18 protein-coding genes are annotated in these 21,274 nt (G+C 33.7%); 3 read left to right on the top strand and 15 right to left on the bottom strand.

Annotated elements, in window-relative coordinates; translation table 11 throughout:
• Nucleotides 1–40: 40 nt before the first annotated feature.
• From AABL87_RS06925 to AABL87_RS06900, 6 genes are all read right to left on the bottom strand, one after another.
• The gene (locus AABL87_RS06925; protein ID WP_071307320.1) at nt 41–997 is read right to left on the bottom strand and encodes an AraC family transcriptional regulator; all 957 of its coding nucleotides are present in this window, start codon (nt 995–997) and stop codon (nt 41–43) included.
• Between the two features lie 15 nt (nt 998–1,012).
• Entirely contained in the window at nt 1,013–1,513 is a 501-nt protein-coding gene (locus AABL87_RS06920; protein WP_006259187.1) for a DUF2938 domain-containing protein, read from the bottom strand.
• A gap of 17 nt (nt 1,514–1,530) precedes the next feature.
• Entirely contained in the window at nt 1,531–1,836 is a 306-nt protein-coding gene (locus tag AABL87_RS06915; protein WP_058699528.1) for a thioredoxin family protein, read from the bottom strand.
• 206 nt (nt 1,837–2,042) lie between these two features.
• On the bottom strand, nt 2,043–2,621 hold the full coding sequence (locus AABL87_RS06910; RefSeq protein ID WP_071307319.1) for an NAD(P)H-dependent oxidoreductase: 579 nt from the start codon (nt 2,619–2,621) through the stop codon (nt 2,043–2,045).
• On the bottom strand, nt 2,621–3,646 hold the full coding sequence (locus tag AABL87_RS06905; RefSeq protein ID WP_006260987.1) for a saccharopine dehydrogenase NADP-binding domain-containing protein: 1,026 nt from the start codon (nt 3,644–3,646) through the stop codon (nt 2,621–2,623). The genes AABL87_RS06910 and AABL87_RS06905 overlap by 1 nt, the downstream gene beginning before the upstream one ends.
• A gap of 61 nt (nt 3,647–3,707) precedes the next feature.
• Nucleotides 3,708–4,292, bottom strand: a complete 585-nt coding sequence (locus AABL87_RS06900) for a Crp/Fnr family transcriptional regulator (RefSeq protein WP_259638285.1) — start codon at nt 4,290–4,292, stop codon at nt 3,708–3,710.
• 94 nt (nt 4,293–4,386) lie between these two features.
• Between AABL87_RS06900 and AABL87_RS06895 the strand changes: the two genes are divergently transcribed.
• Nucleotides 4,387–4,974, top strand: a complete 588-nt coding sequence (locus AABL87_RS06895) for a thioredoxin family protein (protein ID WP_016649562.1) — start codon at nt 4,387–4,389, stop codon at nt 4,972–4,974.
• A gap of 31 nt (nt 4,975–5,005) precedes the next feature.
• Here the strand turns inward: AABL87_RS06895 and AABL87_RS06890 are convergent, their stop codons facing one another.
• Nucleotides 5,006–5,626 (bottom strand): hypothetical protein, encoded by a 621-nt coding sequence (locus tag AABL87_RS06890; RefSeq protein WP_006259193.1) that lies wholly within the window; start codon nt 5,624–5,626, stop codon nt 5,006–5,008.
• Between the two features lie 226 nt (nt 5,627–5,852).
• On the opposite strand from AABL87_RS06890, the gene AABL87_RS06885 reads away from it, so the two are divergent.
• Nucleotides 5,853–6,629, top strand: coding sequence for a hypothetical protein (locus tag AABL87_RS06885; RefSeq protein WP_071307317.1), 777 nt, complete (start codon nt 5,853–5,855; stop codon nt 6,627–6,629).
• 93 nt (nt 6,630–6,722) lie between these two features.
• Here the strand turns inward: AABL87_RS06885 and AABL87_RS06880 are convergent, their stop codons facing one another.
• The 8 genes from AABL87_RS06880 to AABL87_RS06845 all read right to left on the bottom strand — a co-directional run bounded on the left by AABL87_RS06880 (nt 6,723) and on the right by AABL87_RS06845 (nt 18,421).
• Nucleotides 6,723–7,925: a hypothetical protein gene (locus AABL87_RS06880; protein ID WP_006260983.1), complete on the bottom strand. Its 1,203-nt coding sequence runs from the start codon at nt 7,923–7,925 to the stop codon at nt 6,723–6,725.
• 9 nt (nt 7,926–7,934) lie between these two features.
• On the bottom strand, nt 7,935–10,295 hold the full coding sequence (locus AABL87_RS06875) for a TonB-dependent receptor (protein WP_006265115.1): 2,361 nt from the start codon (nt 10,293–10,295) through the stop codon (nt 7,935–7,937).
• A gap of 278 nt (nt 10,296–10,573) precedes the next feature.
• Entirely contained in the window at nt 10,574–13,444 is a 2,871-nt protein-coding gene (locus AABL87_RS06870) for a glycoside hydrolase family 3 N-terminal domain-containing protein (RefSeq protein ID WP_071307316.1), read from the bottom strand.
• An 85-nt stretch (nt 13,445–13,529) separates the two neighbouring features.
• Nucleotides 13,530–14,015: a hypothetical protein gene (locus AABL87_RS06865; RefSeq protein ID WP_006260980.1), complete on the bottom strand. Its 486-nt coding sequence runs from the start codon at nt 14,013–14,015 to the stop codon at nt 13,530–13,532.
• Nucleotides 14,016–14,018: 3 nt separating this feature from the next.
• Nucleotides 14,019–14,810: a (Fe-S)-binding protein gene (locus AABL87_RS06860; protein WP_006259199.1), complete on the bottom strand. Its 792-nt coding sequence runs from the start codon at nt 14,808–14,810 to the stop codon at nt 14,019–14,021.
• A gap of 51 nt (nt 14,811–14,861) precedes the next feature.
• A complete protein-coding gene (locus AABL87_RS06855; protein WP_006259200.1) occupies nt 14,862–16,187 on the bottom strand; it encodes a (Fe-S)-binding protein in 1,326 nt (441 codons plus the stop codon).
• 65 nt (nt 16,188–16,252) lie between these two features.
• On the bottom strand, nt 16,253–17,218 hold the full coding sequence (locus AABL87_RS06850; RefSeq protein WP_006259201.1) for an MlaD family protein: 966 nt from the start codon (nt 17,216–17,218) through the stop codon (nt 16,253–16,255).
• Nucleotides 17,219–17,275: 57 nt separating this feature from the next.
• Nucleotides 17,276–18,421, bottom strand: a complete 1,146-nt coding sequence (locus tag AABL87_RS06845; RefSeq protein ID WP_006259202.1) for an N-acetylmuramoyl-L-alanine amidase family protein — start codon at nt 18,419–18,421, stop codon at nt 17,276–17,278.
• A gap of 121 nt (nt 18,422–18,542) precedes the next feature.
• Between AABL87_RS06845 and AABL87_RS06840 the strand changes: the two genes are divergently transcribed.
• Nucleotides 18,543–21,242 (top strand): putative LPS assembly protein LptD, encoded by a 2,700-nt coding sequence (locus tag AABL87_RS06840; RefSeq protein ID WP_016649568.1) that lies wholly within the window; start codon nt 18,543–18,545, stop codon nt 21,240–21,242.
• Nucleotides 21,243–21,274: the final 32 nt, after the last annotated feature.

The following is a 21,274-nucleotide window of genomic DNA, read 5'->3' as shown; positions in this document are numbered from 1 at the left end:
GACCTTAGGGTCTCTATTTTGGTTTTATATAGGTAAGTTTTTAATGCTGTTTGTGCTGCTTTCTATATTGAAGAGGAGTTAAATCAGTTTTCTTTTTAAAGAAACGACCAAAATAAGATTCCTCTGTAAAATTTAAATCTATAGCTATCTGAGCAACTGTATCATTCGTCTGTATCAGTCTTGATTTAGCTTCTTCTATAAGATACTTATGAATAAAATAACTAGCAGGCTGATTGGTGATTTCTTTAACTATATCATTAAGGTAATGAGGATGTACATGTAACAACTCTGCATACTGATTTACTTGCTTTAACTCAATAGCATTTTGGGTCACCAATAGTTGGTACTTTGCTACTAACTGCTCTTTTCTAGATAATACAAAAGGAGTTGATGTAGTCTGTTGATTGTATATTCGCTCTGCCTCTATTAAGATAATATTCAAGAACATACGCACTAATAAATCATCATTAAAAGTTTCTTTTTGACATTGCTCTTGATTTAACTTCCAAAACAGATGACTCATCATCTCTACCTCACGTTCTGTAAGCTCAACATAAGGAGCTTTGTCCAATTGAAAAAAAGGAAAGCTATTCAATTTGATTTGATGCTTGATACAAAGTAAAAAATAATCTGAATCAAATAGACACATAAAACCTTCTAGGTCATTCGTCCATTCTTTTATTTGGTGTAATTGGTTATCAGAAATAAAGTACATCATCTGCTCACCTAATCGGTATTCTTTATGTCCTATGACTTCGGTAACTGCACCTTTAGTGACTAACACCATACTATAAAATCGCTTGCGCGTACGACTGCCTAAAAACAAATCATTGTGCTGCCTCAAATCAGCTAAAGACAAGACCTCCATATAACCTGCCCCTTCTTTATAACGCAGTTTATTGCACTCACCACAAGTGCCTCCTTCAGAAACCAAAAAATGATTCTTAAAATCTTTTATTGATTCTATTTCCTTTATATCTTTATTACTTTGACTCATTTATATCCTTACTTTTTATCTAATAATTAGAGATAATACCCATCCTGCTACATATAACCCTATCCCGTAAATAGTGTGCGCTTGAAGACTGCGTAGCCTTACTATATTTGGTTTAGGTGTTTTGGAAGCTGCTATTCCAAACCCAAAGGCTGGTTGCATCATAAAGAATGGAAACACTGTCGTAGCCACTCCTATCACTAATGCAGGTAAAAATGTAGGTACTAAAAGCCACTCTACACCACAAATTAACAATAGTACAAAAGCAAAACTTATACCAATGAGGTAATGTGCTATCCATCCTAATGCTCTCTCATTCTTCACTGGCGTAGCCTGCATAATATTAGGGTGACTAAACACTCCTTTCGTAAAAGATCCTATCCATCTACCCACCATCGCATAGTCCAATGATGGAATATTAAACAGTTTCTTAATAACTACCGCATAAAGATCCATAAATATAGTAGCTCCTATGCCTAATAATAAAGCATACTCAATTAATAATACAACGTTACTCATTATTTCAATTCTTTAAATTATTCTTTATCCACTTGCCACACGTGCTTCATAATCTCTTGTGGAGCAACAACACCTGTCTGACGCCAATAGATATCTCCCTGCTTATTTAATAAAATCATCGTGGGTACAGAGCGAACAAAGAACTCTTCTTTTAAGTCCTTACACTGATCTATATTTGCTCTTATCAAATCTACTTTGGCTTCTATATCCTCCTCTATATGATCTATTATACCTGATAGTGTTCTACATGGAGTACACCAGTCAGCATAAAATTGAACTAAAACAGGACGTTTTAAATTGTCAAAGTCTATAAACTCTTCCATTTTTGTTGTCTTTTTTAAAATTGAATAATAACGTTGATATTTATATAGAATAAAAAAACGCTATTATTTTGACATTACAAAACTAATAGCGTTCTTATTCTTTATTCTTACCCTTATAGGAGATTTAATAGGACAAAGTACAGATTTATCTCTTCTCATCTTTATAGTTCTTATACTATCTATAAAAACAAAAATCAAAATTACTCTTACTTCAATTGTTTCCCTAGCTGCTCTGCCTTGGCAATCCACTTCACTCTCTGCTCTTCTTTAGAGTTTCTAACAATCCCAATATAAGTCACTTTTACGGGAGATACACCACAGAACTGCAGTGTTGACTTCTTTAATTGATTAACACTAGGTCTTCCATACATCAAGCGATAATACCATCCTGGCTGATCTAAGGTAGTGATAATATGAGCTGTTTTACCTTTCAATAATTTGTCCCATAACATACTATTCTCTCTGTACTGATACATAATACCTGGTAGAAATATTCTATCGATAAATCCTTTTACTAAAGCGGGAAGTCCACCCCACCATACAGGATGTACCCACACAAGATGATCAGCCCATTTAATATCATCTATCGCCTTTACTAAATCTGGTTCTAGTTCCATGCGTTTCTGATAACCATACTGTAAGTTCGCATTAAAGTTTATCTTCGCTACTGTGATTTCTCTCACTTCTGCTCCACTGTTCTTTGCCCCTTTTACATAAGCTTCTACTATCCCAAAATTTAAAGAATCCTTATTAGGATGTCCATTTATAACTATTATTCTCTTCATTATATCTCTTTTACTGTTATAGAGTCATATTGTTGTAGGCCTGTGAAAAGTGCTTTTTCTTCGTGAAGTTGATGTGCAAAATACTGTCCAGGTAGAACTTCATTACTAAATAATACCTCTGTATGTAATACGGCTGATAAAGCAGTCAATTCTGCCTGTCCTCTATCACTCTTTAATAAAATCCTCCTTACTTGCTGAGAGCCTTTAATAATGATTTCGAATACTGAGATATCTCCTGCTCCACTACCTCCAAATGTCTTTCTCCTTGCCTTTAAAGACATTCTTTTAAATACACCGAACTGTTGCATCCAGCCCAATACACGAGTTACAAACTTAGAGTTGTAAGTCATCTTCACACTTACGGTAGGTACAGCCTCTACTTGATTCAAAATATACAGATCAGGAGTATCAAAGTTGTAAACTTGCCTATTTCTCAACCCAAAAGAGAAACAATAGGATTCACTATCTAAGAAGTGTAAAACTTCCTTAGGTTGATTCTTTTGATACAGAACAAAAGGGGTTGCTACATGTTCTGCCATAAAATGAGCAGAGCTTTCGCCTGCTTTATCTTTTATAGAGTAATACACCATCAGCTGTACACTCTCTATTTTTTCTGTAGCAGGTACAGCAGATTTGACTAATCCAGGAACAATCCCTCCCATCCAACCTGAGCCAAATACAATACGGCTATTAAACTTAGTATAGTCTGTAGTAATCTGTAATGCCTTATGTAAAGCTGGTGTTGGTTTAGTGATATCCAAATAATCTATTCCATGCTCTATCGCAAAACGAAGTACATGATCCTTCTGGTCATTAACAGATAAAATAATTAAATTGATACTTCTAGATAGAATAACTTCTAATGAAGATGGGCTATTGACATCTATCTGTACTTCTTTTTGTAGATCTTTAGGAGCTCTAGTTCCTAAGATTATATTGTATTGAGGGTTTCGCTCTTTTAAGATACGAGCTATAGTACCCCCTACTAACCCCTTACCTCCTATGATTAAAACATTGTTCTGCATAATTAATTTGATTTACAGACAAAACTAATAACCTATAGAGGTCTAAATACTGGACAAATGTCTAAAAAGTAATCTCTTTTCTAATACGACTCAAATGTCTTTGGGTAATTCCTAAATAAGAAGCCAAATACTGTAACGGAATATACTGTACAAAATTAGGGTGATGTATCAATAGATTCTTATAGCGTTCAGAGGCAGTCTCTCGCTGAAACTGTATCACTCTGCGTTCTAATTCTAAATACTGTTGCTCAGCAATGATCTTTAAAAAAGTAGTCCACTGAGGTAATCTATCTGCTAAGGCATCGAGATCTTTCTTCTGAATAGACCAAACTACCACATTAACAATCGCCTGAATACTCTCTATACTCTTACCTCCAGTGATAAATGCAGAATAAGCTCCTATTAAATCATCTGGAAAACGAAAGCAGTAAGTAAGTTCATCTCCTTTTTCGTTTGCATAAAAGGAGCGAAATACGCCTGATTCAATAAAGGCTATTTCTTCACAATAGTCATTTTCCTTTACGAGATAGTCATTCTTAGCGATATTGCGTTGTACAAATAAAGCAACAATATCACCTATCTCTTCTTCTGAGAATAGATTAAAACGTTGAAAAAATATATTGAGCATAACAGATACCATATTCATGGTAAATGTAATCCTATATATGCAATATCTTATTAATTTTTATTACATTTCGCAGAATTTCATTTAGAAACAACAATACATAAACCTAACAAATATGAAAAAATTAGTTTTATCATCTCTAGTACTAGCTACAGTACTAACATTAGTAAGCTGTAAACAAGAGGTTAAAACAGAACAAGTAGCAACAGAAATAGAAGCAACTACCTCTGATAATACACCTACTACTGTAATAGATACAGCTGCTGCTAAACAGGCTATTGCCAAAGAAAAAGAGGCATTAGCAAAACCATATAATGAGGAAGAAGATGGTGATGCTAAAATAACAGAACTAATCGCAAAGGCTAAAGCTGAAGGCAAAAACGTTTTTGTACAAGCTGGTGGTAACTGGTGTATCTGGTGTCTTCGTTTTAATGATTTTGTACAAAAAAATCAAGATATAAAAACTGTAGTTGATGCGAACTATGTTTATTATCATTTAAATTATACAGCTAAACACAAAAATGCTAAAGCATTTGAAAAATATGCTCCTGAAGGACAAAAATTAGGTTATCCATTCTTCATCGTAATCAATGGAGAAGGAAAAACAACTAATGTAATTTCCTCTGGTGAATTAGAAGCAGATAAAAGCTATGACGTAGCTAAAGTAAAGCAGATGTTCGTAGACAATGCTCCGAAGAAATAAAAGCAAAAGGCTGTCCAATGGACAGCCTTTATCATTTAATCTGTATAGTCTTTAGATTCGCAGATATAGGTATGGCTTTTACTTCTTGATTTACATATAAAAACAACATATCACTGGTCTTCCCTATAAGGATTCCTTCTATCACATCTCCTCCTATATACTCTATTTTAGTCGTTTCTTGTTGTAGTGTTTCAACATAAGTTCGCTTGCCATAATACTGTGCCATCAGTATAAGATACCAGATAAAAATAAAGATAAACACACCTCCTTTTATCTTTCTATACCAAGAATATTGTTCAAGATTAAATATTGATTTACTATAATTAGCAGGAAATTTCTCTTTCCAATATGCATCACCTTTAAACAATAGATAAGTAATAATCATTGTCACAATAGCAAAAGCTACTATTCTAAAGTCTGCAAAAGGAGCTATCAAAAAATCAAAAATAGAAGAGTAATCAAAAATATTAATACCAAAAGCATTGTACTTCTGATTATTAAACAACATCCCTATCCCTATAGCCAATAAATAAGCAAAAGTCAGTATAAGCTGTGCTGACTTCATTAATTTATTAACAAGCGTTTTTACTATATTTTCATCCATAAAAAGAGTTATAAGAATAACACAAAACAACTTCTCTGTTCCTATCAAATATATACTTTTTTGGCCTAGAATAAATGATAAAAAAACTTCTATTTAAATTCTTATTTATATCAAAATAATAGAAGTAATATATAGATGATATAGAAGCTAACTATAAAAGCTTACCTTTGGATAAATAGTTCATTCTATGCAAAGGTTTTAGTGTTTATAACCTATTGTTTCACTACATTTTCTATCCATGTTTGTTATTCGATCTCTTTTTATCTCTTTTCTAATGATCTTACTCTTGAATGGCTGTACAGACAAGTTAAGCAATCAAGATTACACTGATTCTTCTATCCGATGGAAAGCCTATTTTACTATAAAAGGAATCAATGTTCCTGTTATTTTCACACTAGATAGCATTCCACTTAATATTCATGGTTACCGCACTGTCTTTACAGATGGTCCAATTACAAATCAAAAAGAATATACCAAAATAGCTCGTGATAGTTTTATCAACCCTTTAGATTACAGCGGTCATATCCATCTAAAAGGAATTATACAAAGCGATACGATTAAAGGAATATTTGAAGATAAGAAAGGTGAAAATACTTTAGTTACCATCCCTTTTATAGCCTATAAGACAGAAGAACCTCGCTTCTCTATTCCAACAACATATACAACTATTAATGTAACTGGTCAGTGGGAGTTTACCTTCTCAGAACAAGATTCTCCAATTAAATTTACAGAATACTATAAAATAGAGAACTTCCATTTATTCCAAAATGGTGGTACTATAATCGCACGTACAACAAGAAATGAAGGTTTTGAAGGTGTAATGACTCAAAATGGCTTTATCTGTTCTTCTATGTCTAAAGATAGACCTACTCTTCTTCAAACTTCCCTAATCGATACTAATTACTTAGAAGGAACTATCCTTACACCCAATGAATCATTCACCTTCACTGCTAAGCGAAAAAGTAAACTCGAAAGCACCAAAGAAAACAGTACGACTCTGTTCAAGATGCTCCGAAACTTATTCAAAACTTATGAAGAATATCCTAAATAAAAAAGCCACTCCCAAGGAAGTGGCTTCAAACCTAACCAAACTAATAGAAAGATAATCCTTCCTATAAAAAATCAAACTTATTATTCTAATTTATTAGTCATAGAATTTATCGAAACGTGCAAATCCTGATATCTTATCAGGAAGTGTCATTCCCTTAGTAACCTTGTCTGTTTTTAGATCATAAATCCAAACATAGTTTCCTTCTTCTGCACTATTAATCGCTAAGTATACTTTCTTATCTTGAACAAAGAAACCTAGTTCATACGGTTCATCTAAAGGTAATTCTGTCAACTGTCTTACAACTGATCTAGTCTCCAAATCTATAATAGCGTATCTTCCATTATAACTTCCTCCTTTAGCAGGGTCTCTATACCCAACAATCATTTTATTGTCTCCGATATAATTCATCGCTGTTTCAGGCTTTAATCCACCTAATACTTGCGTCAAATTAATTTCGTAAGATCTATCTAATACTCCCTCTGCTGTCTTAATTCTAAATAGATAAATATCTTTAGCCTCTGAATTAGTACGTGTAAAACAACTATAGTAGAAGCTGTCATTATCCTTTACAAAAGAAGTTTTAAAATAAGGAGAACCATTACTAGCTCCACTACTACGAGTGTCTGCTTCTGATTTGATTACTTTAAAATCTGGATATGAAATAGAAGCTATATTATAGAAATTAGGTGTCAACCATTTTGCATTTCTAAAACCGTACTGTAAATACAGCACTCCATCTATATAAGCTGCAGAACCTATTGAATAATGGTCATATCCTTGAGGGAAAGGCTCTAGACCAGACACTTCTCCTTGTTTTACTATTTTAAGATTTGTTGTATTAAAAACTGTATATCGGATGCGCTCTATATCACTTGTATCTCCAAAAAGAATCAAGGTATTATCATCAGCCCATGTATAAGCACTCACGTCATTAATATAAGAGAAAGGTACTTCTATCTCTGTAACTAGCTTATCATTTGTATATTTAAACTTTTTAAATACTCCTTGATCTGTTTTATAGTTATAGATATAACCATTCTTAACGATATAGGAATACGTTCCTTTAGAGTTAATTTCATCACCTTCTCTATTCAGATCCATAACTCCTTGTGTCACATCATTGGTAGCTGTAATATAATGAACCGTATTAGGCCAACTTCCCAATGCTGATAATAAGAAATACTTATAATCTTTTTCTCCTTCAAAACCACCACTCTGAGATGGTTCTTTACTACATCCTATCACTGTAAAAAGCAATAAGATCATAGATAAGATTGTATATGATTTATTTTTCATCTGTAATGTCTATTTTAAAGAATATCTGAATTTGAAATAAAATGCTCTACCTTGTTTTTGAAGCTTAAAGTTGTCATAAGCAAGAGCATTTCCAATATTAGTACAATTCAAAGCAAAGTTATACTTCCCTTTTGCTATCGAATAATTGATTCCTACATCGTGTAATGTCTGGCGAGGAATCGTTGGAATATTCTTTTTATTTCCATAAGACTGCCAGTTTTTATAGAACCATTCTGTCATAGATACCCCATAAGTTAACTCAATACGAGAATCTTTTTGGAACCAATCATCTTGCCCTATACTCACATCTATATTACCATATAACCAAGGCTGATTTGGTACTTCTTTTTTATAGGTAGCAGACTCTACATTATCACTATTATTAGCGTATTTCGTATTGTCATAAGCATAGTTATAAGTAATATTCGCCATAATATTAAGGATATTCTTATACTGATAGTTAAATTCTCCTTCAACTCCTCTAGTGAAGATATTAGATAAGTTCTCGTATTTAAAAGTACTATTGAATAAATTAGGAACTGTATAAATATAATCCTTCGTATCTCTAATATAGCCAGCTGCATCAAAACGTACGAAGTGATCGTCAAAACGTTGGCTATAATACACCCCTAAGTTAAAGTTATTACTACTCTCAGGGCGTAGAGCTAAGTTACTAGTAATAGACACACCATCACCAAATATTTCTTCTGGTTCTAATAAACGGAATGACTTTTCAAAAGAAGCTTTTAAACCTAGTTCATTGGTAATTTTAAAAGTACTCGCTACACCATATCCCCAATCTCCTGATTGATTTTTAACAGGTACATCCTTACGTGTAGAAGAGTCAAAGACAGTCTTATCTAAATCAACTAAGTAATACTTTCCAAAAAACACATTAGTCCATCTCTTATCAAACCAATCTTGTTGATAGTTAATAGAGAAAATCTGTTTTGTCATTTTCGTAGGATAAGCATCTTCTCTCTTATCGTATAATAAATTATAAGATTGATTCTTCACATAATCTAACATATAATTAAAGTTAAACTTGTGAGAATCACTTAATCTATACTCTGTAGTTAATTGAGAGAATACACGATCTCTGTGTTGTCTACTTAAAGAAGGGTTAGAAAGTTCACTTCCTGCAGCAGGAACATAACTTCCGTCCCAACTGTATTTTCTCATTAAAGTATCCGTTCCTTTTTCTAGACTCTTAGAATACCCTAAATAATAATTGATATCAAAGCGATCGTTCAATAGATCTTTCTTCTTATATTTTAAAAAGTAATTATTCGCATCTCCTTCTCTCTTCACTCCTCCATACACAATCTCTTGATTAGATCCTGTCTGAATTTGTTTATCAAATAAAGAATGTGACACTCCTACGAATAACATATCTGCCCATGACTTATCCTCTATTCCCAACTCTGCCATTACAAATAAAGATTTGTAGCGATCATTGAAACGTTTTACATCTCTATACTCATACTTCTCAGCTTGGGGATTATAGATCTTCATATCACGCATCTTATAATCATTATCTGAGTAATTATAAGCACTATTCAGTCTCATGATAATTCCAGTACCCTTATCTTTTAATTGTCCATTTAAATTAACTTTATGGGTATTAAAAGATCCTGTCATATAACTTGCATCTAAATAATCTTTAGAACTACCATTCGTAATAATATCCACTGCACCTCCCATGGCATCAGTACTCAAATGAACAGGAACAACTCCTTTATATATCTCTACACGTTGAGCCATATTAATAGGAAGTGTATTCATATCCACTCCTTTACCTAACATCTCTAACGGAACTCCATCTACAAAAAACTTAACTGCTTTTCCGGACATCCCGTTTACAGAAAAATTATAATCAGACCCTACACCACCTTGTTGTCTAACTTTGATACCGCTACTTTTATTCAGTATTTGATTTAAATCATAAGTACTATTAGCTATCTTTTGCATATCCACAGCACTTACTGTAAAAGCTTGTTCTTTTAAAGCATCTACTTTACCTTTTACACTAACCACAACATCATCTAATACAGAAGGCTCATCTTGCATAGTAATACTCAATGATTTTGGGCTTGTATTAAATTGAACAGTTCTGCTCTCTTCAACCATACCTACGTAATTAAACAGTATTGTATGTTGTCCTGTTGTGTGCTGTAATTCAAACTTCCCATCTAGATCTGTCTGAACACCAATTGTACTTCCTTTAATAGAAACAGATACTCCTATAATGGGAGTTTTCTGTGAATCATAAACGATTCCTTTTACTTTACCTACAGTTCCTTGAGCATTTACTAAACAAGGTAACAGAAGTAGTAAAAAACAAAAAAATACTTCCTTAAACGGTCTCATTATTTAAATTAATTTTAAATAACAAAAGTATTGGTCATGTTAATAAAAACCAAAGAAATACAACTTTATTTTTAACGAGTCTAATTAGATTATTTGTATTAAATCATAATAATCATAATATCAACAAATTACCAAATAAAGACACCATCATTTCTATCTTAAGAACATAATGACATAATTATTCAACTTTCTCATAACAAACTAGATAACAACTAAGCACTAAATACAGTTCATAAAAAAAGCGTAGCCATCGCTACGCTTTTACGTCATATCTAAGTTTATTTTACTATCGACTCATAAATTACCTTCTGAATATCTTCTCTAATATTAGCCTTAGATAGATTATTCACATTACTATCAGGATAAGTTCTATTTGATAAAAATACAAATACTAAATCTTTATCAGGATCAGCCCAAGCCATTGTTCCAGTAAACCCTGTATGTCCAAAACTAGACATTGAAGCACATCCACATGTTGGACCAGGAGAACCTGGCTTTTGCGGTTTATCGAATCCTATTCCCCTTCTACTACCTTTACTACAATAAGCACACTCATTAAATGTATTAAAAGTATCTTCCGAGAAGAAACGATCTCCTCCGTATTCCCCTTTATTCAGATATAACTGCATCATTTTAGCTACATCTAACGCTGATCCAAACAACCCTGCATGTCCAGCAACTCCACCTTGCATAGCTGCTCCCATATCATGCACATATCCTTGTACAGTAGTGTAACGGTAATAATTATCTATTTCAGTAGGAGGAATTACATTCAAGTCAAATTTACGCAATGGTAAATAAGTTAAACGCCAAGCTCCCATCTTATTATAATACTCACTTTCCACTACTTGATCAAGTGTCTTGTGATATTTACTCTCCACAAATTCCTTCATCATAATAAACCCTAAATCACTATATTTATACTCCTTTTTAGATAATTTAGAATCTGCTATTTGTTGTAGGATTTCATTTGTATACCCTTTTTTAATATATAAATTCTCTGACACTTGAGTAGGATACTCTGGAGTGTAAAAGAAATTATATAAACTCGGATCAGGTCTATTATTCTCTGCTAGTGTACGTTTATAAAAAGGAATCCAAGCTGGTAAACCTGACTGATGTGTCAACAACTCTTTAAAAGTAATATCTTCTTTATCCGTATGTTTAAACATCGGCAACATCTGTCCAAGTTTAGTCTCCATTCTTACCTTATGATCATCATACATCTTTACCAATACTGGTAAGGTTCCTAATATCTTGGTTAAAGATGCTAAATCATATAAGTCTGTATTTAAGACCTTTGTACTACCATCATAATTATGATGTCCGAAAGCTTTTTGGTATACTACTTTGCCATGACGAGCCACTACTACCTGAATACCTGGTGTATATTGTTTATCTATTGCTCCTTGAGCAATGACATCAATTCCATTTAACACATCAGGATCCATCCCTTCATTTGCTGCAGTAGAAAAACCTAAGCGATCAATAGCTTTCGTTTTAAGTCCTGTACCAACAGTGAAAGAACCACTGATAGAAACTGGTAACTTTCCTTTAGCTCCTATAGCCCCAAATAATACTTGAGCGGCAGCTTGCTGAGCAAATTTATTATTCTGATACCCTACTAACACAGTATTTACTTTATCTAAAGGCATTGACTCAAGCGCATACGGTTTAGCAAAAGATACTAACACAGTATTCTTTCTAGCGGCTAAATTACGTAAAGTAGCCTTCTCTGTGTCTGACATATCGTGCTTACGCCATGGATTATCAACCTTGTGATATCCTACAATAATAGTTGTAAACGCAGAAAGATCTTCTAAGCTATCTCCTGTAATTTCTGTTACATCATCATAATTTTGTAACATACTTAAGAAGTGACTACCATCATCATCTCCTAACTTTACATAAGCTATCTTTTGTTTTTCTAAATGTTTAAAAGGAACTAACCTATCTTCATTCTTCGTTAAAGTCATTGCTTCTTCGTACAACTTCTGATTTAAATCATCGTAAACTGGAGCATTCAAATCCTTAACTAAGCTACCTGTTTCAATAGCAGAGAACTTCGTCATACCTGACTTGTACTTATATGCCAAAACCTTCTTTACTGAATGAGAAAGGCGTTCTTCTGATATTTCTCCTGCATTATAAGCAGCTAATATATTCGTTAACGCAGTAGGTACATCTTCAGAGAAAAGTAATAAGTCATTTCCTGCTTTAAAAGCGGCTAAATCTACTTCTCCGGGTTTTAAAAAACTTGTTGCAGCTTTCATATTTAAAGCATCAGTAAAGATCAGTCCTTCAAAACCTAACTCCTCTTTCAACAACTTCGTTACAATATTATGAGATAACGAAGTAGGAATATCATTAGGTTCATAAGCGGGTAAATTTAAGTGACCTATCATCACACTAGACAGCCCTTCTTCAAATAACTTTTTATACGGATAAAATTCAACTCTATTTAAGCGCCCTTTATCAAAGTCTATTACAGGCAATTTGTGATGTGAATCTGTAGAAGTATCACCGTGTCCAGGAAAGTGTTTTCCTGTTGCGAAAATATCTTGACTCTGATATCCTTGCATAAATGCACTAGCGCGATCTGTTACTATCTCTCTCGTCTCCCCAAAAGAACGCACTCCGATAATAGGATTCTTTGGATTAATATTAATATCTAATACAGGCCCAAAGTTAAACTGCATACCTAAGCGTTTGGTTTGTTTAGCCATCGCTTCTCCCACTTGATAAATCAAGTCCATATCTTGAACAGCACCCAATGTCATATTATAAGGGAAACGATAAGTATCTTCTAAACGCATACTCAGTCCCCACTCTCCATCTATACCCACTAACATAGGTACCCTACTTAAAGTCTGTAAACGATTAGTCATTTCTGCTTGACGAACAGGTCCACCTTGAAAAAAAATTAATCCTCCAATATGCTGTTCTTGCACAAGTTTCTCTAAACTCTGTACATGAGCCTCATTTTTATTAGAGTAAGCTGCAACCATAAACAGCTGTCCTATTCGCTCCTCTAAATTCAACGTATTATATACACTATCTACCCATTGTTTCTGTCTAGCTTGATTAAACTTAACCTGTCCAAACGCACTAGAAGCCACAAGAAGTAGTACAACAGTCAATCTTTTCATTAGTTTTTATTTTAGGTCAAAAAAAAATCACCATCAAAAGTCTATTTGATGGTGATTTTGATATCGTAAATATAAATATTAGAATCTATTTAAAAAAACGTGAATGCCAACTTTCAGATGCTGGAACTTCCCAAAATTCTCTAAACTCTCCTAAATCATTCACTAAATTATTGAATACAATCGTATTAGCTGATACAGACTTAGACTTTACTAAATCTTTAAATTCTAATAAAGTTTTAAAAGCAATGAATTCTCCTGTTTTATAAGTAACATTCATCTTATCTAGTAAGTCCACATTATACTTTTGTTCAATATCTTGAATCACACGAACTGAAGCATCTATTGAACATCCTGAAGCAGGGTGTATATCTTGATCCACTGCTAGCACTATAAATCTATTGTAAAAAATCTTATAAGAAGATGCTAATGGTGTAGCATGGGCAGCCCATTCTTCTGTAAAAGCTGCTAACTCCTTATCTATATCTTGAACCTCTTCATCTGAGAACTTACGATTAGATTGGTAAATCCAAACTCTCGAATGATCAGGCATTTCTTCAAATGGTTTAAACATATTTTATAAATCTTCTGCGTTTGCAATTAACTCAGCTACATCTAACACTTTTACTGAGCTTTCTTTTTCTTTAAACTTAACCCCATCTGTAAGCATTGTGTTACAGAAAGGACATCCAGCAGCGATAATCTCTGCATTAGTTCCTATAGCCTCCTCTGTACGCTCTACGTGTACTTCTTTATCACCGTGTTCTGGTTCTTTAAAAAGTTGAGCACCTCCAGCACCACAGCAGAAACCATTTTGTCTAGAACGCTTCATTTCTACTAACTCTGCATCTAATTTTTCAATCAATTGACGCGGAGCTTCATAAACTTGATTAGCACGTCCTAAATAACATGGATCGTGGAAAGTAATTCTCTTTCCTTTAAATTGCCCACCTTCTATAGTCAATCTTCCATCGTCTAAAAGTGATTTCAAAAATTGAGTATGGTGTACAACTTCATATTTACCACCCAAATCAGGGTACTCATTCTTAAGTGTATTAAAGCAGTGAGGACAAGCAGTTACGATTTTTTTAATTTCATATCCATCTAATACTTGGATATTCATCATTGCTTGCATTTGGAATGCAAATTCATTCCCCGCTCTCTTTGCTGGATCCCCAGTACAACCTTCTTCTGTACCAAGTACAGCAAATGATACGTTTGCTTTATTTAATATCTTTACGAATGCTTTTGTAATCTTTTTTGCTCTATCGTCAAAACTTCCTGAACAACCTACCCAGAATAACACTTCTGGTTGTTCTCCTTTTGCCATCATTTCCGCCATGGTAGGCACTACTAAATTTGCTGACATAATCTTGTGTTTATTGAGATAATCCTAAAAAAGGATTATGATAGTTAATGTTTAGTTTTCGTCTTTCCAGTTTAATCTGTCCATTTGGCTATATTGCCATGGAGCAGCATTATTCTCAACATTTTGCATCATGTTGTTTAACTCTACAGGAGCGGCACTCTGTTCCATCACTAAGAAACGACGCATATCCATAATAATAGAAAGTGGACTAATGTCTATAGGACATTCTTCAACACATGCATTACATGTATTACAAGCCCACAATTCTTCTGGTGTAATATAGTCATTTAATAATGTCTTACCATCATCAACAAACTGACCATTATTCGCATCTAATATCTTACTTACATCCTCTAAACGATCACGAGTAGACATCATTATCTTACGCGGAGATAGTTTTTTACCTGTTATATTCTGAGGACAAGAAGAAGTACAACGACCACACTCAGTACAAGAATAAGCATTTAATAACTGTACCCAATTTAAATCCATTACATCTTGAGCACCAAATTTCTCTGGTTCTCCTACAGGTTCTGCTGGTGCAGCGTATGGGTCTGCATTAGGATCCATCATTAAAGAAACTTCTTTCTTAACAGACTCTAAGTTATTAAACTCTCCTTGAGGTTGTAAATTAGCATAATATGTATTTGGGAATGCTAAGAAGATGTGTAAGTGTTTTGAATAATATAAATAATTCATGAACAACATCACCCCTACTATGTGTCCCCACCAACAAAAACGCTCAATGAATGCAACTGTTGCAGGATTAACTCCGTCAAATATAGGGCTGATAAAACTAGAAATAGGAAATGATCCTACTGCTGTATAATGTGTATAACCAATACTCTGAAGATAATAATCTGCAGCATTCATGATTAAAAAGAAACACATCAACACGGTCTCAATGTAGATAATATTATTCGCATCGCGCTTAGCCCAACCTTCCATTTCTGGTTGATTAAAACGTCTAAGTTTAATTATATTTCTACGAATCCAGAATACAACAACTCCAAAGATAACTAAGAAAGCTAGTACTTCAAAAATTCCAATTAATGCATCATAGCCTACACCTAAGAAGCTAAACACTCGATGTGTACCAAACAAACCATCAACGATGATTTCTAACATCTCAATATTAATAATCACAAAACCTACATATACAAAAATATGTAAGATAGCTGGGATAGGTCTTTTCACCATCTTAGACTGTCCTAAAGCTACGCGGATCATGTTTTTCCAACGAGCTGAAGGATTATCTGTTCGATCGATATCTCTTCCTATTTTGATGTTGCGGATTAGCTTCTTTATATTTTTGATAAAGAATCCAAACCCCACAACTAAAAGAAGTAAAAATAATACTTGGCCTAAATACTCCATAGTCGTAATAATTGTTTTCAGTAATTGTTAGTTTTTCTTGTTAGTTGGTTTAGCTGTTTAGTTTATTATTCCTTAACCTCTGCAGTTTTCTCTTCTTCTGTTGCTTGATAAGGTGTCGCTTTCTTACCAAATAAAGAGAAATGTACATAACGTTTTGGATGTTCTTTTAAGTCGCGTAGTAAAGCTTCTAATTCTTTACTTGCTCCTTCTAAGTTACTATATAATTGTTCGTCTTTCAATAATTTACCAACTGATCCCTTACCGCCTTGGATATCTCCCATGATTTTATCCATACTTGCAGTAGCGTTATCTAAGTTAGTAAAAGTAGATTTGATATCCAAAGCCTTTAAATCTGTAGAAATAGAAGCAAAGTTGCTACTCATCGTGTTTAAGTTAGTCAACGTACCGTCTAACTTAGGCTGAGTCGCTGCAACCATCTGATTAGTAGCTGCCATTAACTTATTAGCACCTGCTAAAGTACCATCTAATTGAGTCATTGCGCTTTTTAAACTCTGCTGTGTATTCTCATCCATTATATTATTAACAGAAGCTAACATTGTATTTAAATTGGCTAAAGCCTCTTCTACTTTTAACTGTAAAGGTTCAATTTGTTTTGTCAATTTCTCAGTCATATCTAAAACTACCTCTCCTTTAAGCGTTTGTCCAGACTCAGCGAAATTTGTATCTCCAAATAAAGGATCTATCATAATTCCTTTACCTCCTAATAATCCAGGAGAGTAAATCTTAGCTACACTATTCTTAGATATATTTATTTTTTGAGTCATCAATAACTCAACTTTTAATTTTCCTGAAGTATTATCTAAATCGATCTTAGATACTTTCCCTACGACTAAACCATTAATGGTAACCGTTGAAGAAGTAGTCAATCCTTCTACATTATCGTATTCTACATAAAATCTAGTACTGTTATCAAATATGTTTCTCCCTTTTAAAAATGAGTAACCCCAAATGAACAAAGCAATAGCTCCTAATACTAAAATCGCTGTTTTAATTTCTCTTGATATTTTCAAAACTTTTCATTTTTTATAACACGCAAAAATAAACTTTTATTTCTAAAGCGCTTGATATTATTTTAATGCTTCCTCTACTGTAATCACTTTACCATCCTTGAATGCTACAATAAATGCAGAACTGTGTCCTTTATCCTTTGCTACTTTCTGATTTTGTTTCGCTGTCTCATAGTCACTTGTCTCCCCGTAATAATATTTACTAAGATTTCCTACGCGCATTGTCGTCACTCCTCTTAGTCCTTTAAAATTCTCAGGTTTTAAAGCTAACACTTTTGATCCTGCTGCAATTTGCACTTTAAAAACAACTTTTTTAGTGTTTGAACTACTTTCTTTTCGAGAATTAGTAGTTGTCTCGTTAGTTGTAGTCTTTCTACTATTATCAACTTTAGCCGTTGCTTTATCATTAGAATCTGCTAATACTAGAGTTTTACTACCTCCATAATAAGCTGCTTTATAATCAATAATCCCTTGTGCTATAGAACGAGCTAATTCTTTCTGTCCTTTACTTGAAGTCAAATAATTCCCTTCTGCTGTATTAGAAACAAACCCTAACTCTATCAATATACTAGGCATAAAAGCCCCGTGTAATACCCAGAACGGACCTTGTTTTACTCCTCTATTCTTTCTCTTCAGATCATTTGTAAAACCATCCTGTACTCTACTTGCTAAGTCAATACTCTGATGAATATAATCTTCTTGTAATAGCGTTAATCCTATAATAGATTCAGGTGATGACGGGTCAAAGCCTGCATACTTAGTCTTATAGTCGTCCTCCATCATAATCACGGAGTTCTCCGTCTTAGCTACATCTAGGTTAGATTTATTCTTACTAAGCCCCATTACATAAGTCTCAGTACCAGAAGCAGATTCACTATTAACACCATTACAGTGAATAGATACAAATACGTTTCCATTGTTATCATTAGCTAATACAGATCTCTCCTTTACTGGAACGAACACATCTGTCTTACGAGTATAGAACACTTCTATATCAGATTGTTTTTCTAATATCTTACCTACCTCTAAAGCTACTGCTAATACAATATCCTTTTCTACATTCTTCTTATGGTTAGTACCAGTATCTTTTCCTCCATGTCCAGGATCTAATACAACTTTAAATTTTTTCCCATTCTGTGCTTGTATAGAGAAACTCAGGAAAAGAATAGCTAGTAAGGCAAACAGTTTAGAACGACTGTAATTCATATAAATGATATTTATAACGTTTTATAATTTAAATAAAAATACATTTTCAAAAAAAATATATGTAAGTTTGACACGTTAAAAACAACGCGCTTAATTTTACAAAAATAGCATATATATAGGTTTGCGAACAAATATTTTTAATATCGTTTTCATTTTATTGGTTTTTGGAGCAACTTTAACACAAAAAGGGATTGCACAAGACAACAATAAGAAATTTACAGCTGTAAATACTACACTAAAAAGAGATTCTATAGTTACCACCTCTGACACTATAGACAAACTTGCTGTACCCTCTATCCAGGATACACTTAAAAAACAAAAAGACACCATAGTTCCTGCTAACAAACCTCTTCTCGAAGAGATGGTTTATAGAAAAGCAAAAGACTACGAAGCTCTAAACTTAGCAAAAAAAGAAATTACGTTATATAATGAAGCTGAAATACGCTATCAAGATTATGAACTAACTGCAGGTAAAATCATTTTCAATTATGAAAAAAACGAAATCTATGCAGGAGGTATTAAAGATAGTGTTGGTAATATGTCGCAATATCCTGTTTTTAAACAAGGGTCACAGATCGTAGAGCCAGATTCTATCCGCTTCAATACAAAAACTAAAAAAGCATTAGTCTTTAAATCTCGTACTTCACAAGGTGAATTTAGAATTAAAGCAGAAGTGAGTAAAAAGGAGAATGACTCTGTTTACTTCATGAAAGATGTAATCTTTACTACTGCTAAAGATTTAGATGATCCAGAATACTACTTCCGTACCAATAAGGTTAAGTTAGTTCCTGGCAAAAAAGTAGTTACAGGAGTTACCAATATGGTGATTGCTGATGTACCTACACCTCTAGGATTGCCTTTCGCTTTTTTCCCTATGTCAGAGAAAGCCGAATCAGGATTTATCATCCCAAGCTTTGGTGATACCAATCAACAAGGATACTATATTCAGAATGGTGGTTATTACTTTGCGATAAGTGATAAAATGGATTTAAACGTATTAGGGGATTACTATACCAATGGAAGCTGGGGATTGAGACTTAACAGTTCTTATGCGCAACGTTACAAGTATAACGGACGTGTTTTAATCCGTTATGAAAACAATATCTTCTCTGAAAAAGGACTTCCAGATTACGCATCTAGCAAGTTATACAATATTCAGTGGAATCACAGTCAAGATGGTAAAGCTAATCCTAACTCGCGATTCTCTGCGTCTGTAAACTTAGGTAGTAGCCAGTACTTCAGACAATCAAACAATACCTATAACGTAGGTGCTTCTATGAACAACACCATGAGCTCATCTGTTAGTTACCAACGTACTTTCGAAAGTGTACCACAAGTGAATATGTCACTTACTGCTACTCACTCTCAATCAACAAATACGAAGGAGATTAACATGACTCTTCCTACATTACAAGTAAACGTAGATCGTGTATTCCCTTTTGCTCCAAAATATGGTTCTAAAAAAGGTATTATTAAGAACTTAAACTTCTCGTATTCTGTACGTGGAGAAAACCGTGTAAAAACACACGAAGATTACTTCTTTAAAAGAGAAATGTTCGACAGTTTAAACACAGGATTCCAACACAGTATCCCGATTGCAACCAACTTCAAAATATTCAAACACTTCTCTGTGACGGCAGGTGCTTCTTATAATGAAGTTTGGTACTTCAATACCATAGAGAAAAAATACAACGCACAGACTAATAAAGTTGATGACATTAGAGTAAATGGATTCGACAGCTTTAGAACATATAATGCTAATGCTAGTATAGGGACAACTATTTATGGTACATTTAACTTTGGAGAAGACAAAAGAATCCAAGCTATACGTCACGTAATGCGTCCAAGCGTAGGGTATTCTTACACACCAAGTTTTGAACAGTACTATGACACTTATGCCATAGATGCTACAGGACAGACCTTCCAAGATTATACTCGCTTCCAAAACGGTATTTTTGGAGCCCCTGGTAGATATAACTCCAATATGATGAACTTTAACTTAAGTAACACTTTTGAAGCTAAAGTTAGAGATGATGATAATGAGAAAGGTGAACCGAGAAAAGTAATGCTTCTAAATAGCTTAAACTTCTCTACGAGTTATAATATGTCTGCTGATTCACTTAAGTGGTCTCCTGTACGTGTAAGTGCTGGTACAGCTCTATTTAAAGATAAAATGCAAATTAACTTTGGAGCAACACTTGACCCTTATGCTTTAGACAATAACAATAGACGTATAGATACTTACAACATTAACAACGGAGGAAGTTTATTCCGTCTGACAAGTGCTAATATGACTGTAAACTGGTCTCTATCTAGTAAAGATGCCATGTTCGGTAATGCTGAAGACAAAAAGAATCAAAACTCTTTAGACAATGGTGGACGTGCTGATGATTTATTTGGTAGAGCTGTAGAGTTAGGTAATCAAAAAAGAAGTACACTGAGTGACGATGATGAAGACAAACCTTTTGGTGGTTTCTTTAATGCTAAACTACCTTGGGATTTAACCTTTGCCTACTCCATGACTTATAACAACTCATCGAGACAGAACGAGATAGTCAATAACTCCGTCATGGTATCTGGAAATGTAGATGTCACACCTAATTGGAAAGTAGGTTTCTCTACAGGTTATGACTTTGTTCAGAAAGGAGTTACCTTTACTCAATTAAGATTTGAACGTGATTTGAAGAGTTGGAGAATGGACTTCTCTTGGGTACCTATCGGAACCTATACAAGTTGGGGATTCTTTATTGGTATACGCTCATCAATGTTAAGCGATATCAAATGGGAAAAACGTAAAGCTCCAGACAAAATATACAGATAAAAATAATTCAGAAAGAGGAGGCGTATTTTTAC

The organism is Myroides sp. C4067 (assembly GCF_038039665.1).
Taxonomy (GTDB): Bacteria; Bacteroidota; Bacteroidia; order Flavobacteriales; family Flavobacteriaceae; genus Flavobacterium; species Flavobacterium odoratimimum.
The sequence above is the reverse complement of the archived record's forward strand: the minus strand, read 5'-3'. Positions and strand labels throughout refer to the sequence as shown.

Bases quoted from the DNA above. Each gene is read 5' to 3' on its own strand.
- AABL87_RS06925 (WP_071307320.1), bottom strand. From the start codon at position 997: ATGAGTCAAAGTAATAAAGATATAAAGGAAATAGAATCAATAAAAGAT.
- AABL87_RS06920 (WP_006259187.1), bottom strand. From the start codon at position 1,513: ATGAGTAACGTTGTATTATTAATTGAGTATGCTTTATTATTAGGCATA.
- AABL87_RS06915 (WP_058699528.1), bottom strand. From the start codon at position 1,836: ATGGAAGAGTTTATAGACTTTGACAATTTAAAACGTCCTGTTTTAGTT.
- AABL87_RS06910 (WP_071307319.1), bottom strand. From the start codon at position 2,621: ATGAAGAGAATAATAGTTATAAATGGACATCCTAATAAGGATTCTTTA.
- AABL87_RS06905 (WP_006260987.1), bottom strand. From the start codon at position 3,646: ATGCAGAACAATGTTTTAATCATAGGAGGTAAGGGGTTAGTAGGGGGT.
- AABL87_RS06900 (WP_259638285.1), bottom strand. From the start codon at position 4,292: ATGAATATGGTATCTGTTATGCTCAATATATTTTTTCAACGTTTTAAT.
- AABL87_RS06895 (WP_016649562.1), top strand. From the start codon at position 4,387: ATGAAAAAATTAGTTTTATCATCTCTAGTACTAGCTACAGTACTAACA.
- AABL87_RS06885 (WP_071307317.1), top strand. From the start codon at position 5,853: ATGATCTTACTCTTGAATGGCTGTACAGACAAGTTAAGCAATCAAGAT.
- AABL87_RS06880 (WP_006260983.1), bottom strand. From the start codon at position 7,925: ATGAAAAATAAATCATATACAATCTTATCTATGATCTTATTGCTTTTT.
- AABL87_RS06875 (WP_006265115.1), bottom strand. From the start codon at position 10,295: ATGAGACCGTTTAAGGAAGTATTTTTTTGTTTTTTACTACTTCTGTTA.
- AABL87_RS06870 (WP_071307316.1), bottom strand. From the start codon at position 13,444: ATGAAAAGATTGACTGTTGTACTACTTCTTGTGGCTTCTAGTGCGTTT.
- AABL87_RS06865 (WP_006260980.1), bottom strand. From the start codon at position 14,015: ATGTTTAAACCATTTGAAGAAATGCCTGATCATTCGAGAGTTTGGATT.
- AABL87_RS06860 (WP_006259199.1), bottom strand. From the start codon at position 14,810: ATGTCAGCAAATTTAGTAGTGCCTACCATGGCGGAAATGATGGCAAAA.
- AABL87_RS06855 (WP_006259200.1), bottom strand. From the start codon at position 16,187: ATGGAGTATTTAGGCCAAGTATTATTTTTACTTCTTTTAGTTGTGGGG.
- AABL87_RS06845 (WP_006259202.1), bottom strand. From the start codon at position 18,421: ATGAATTACAGTCGTTCTAAACTGTTTGCCTTACTAGCTATTCTTTTC.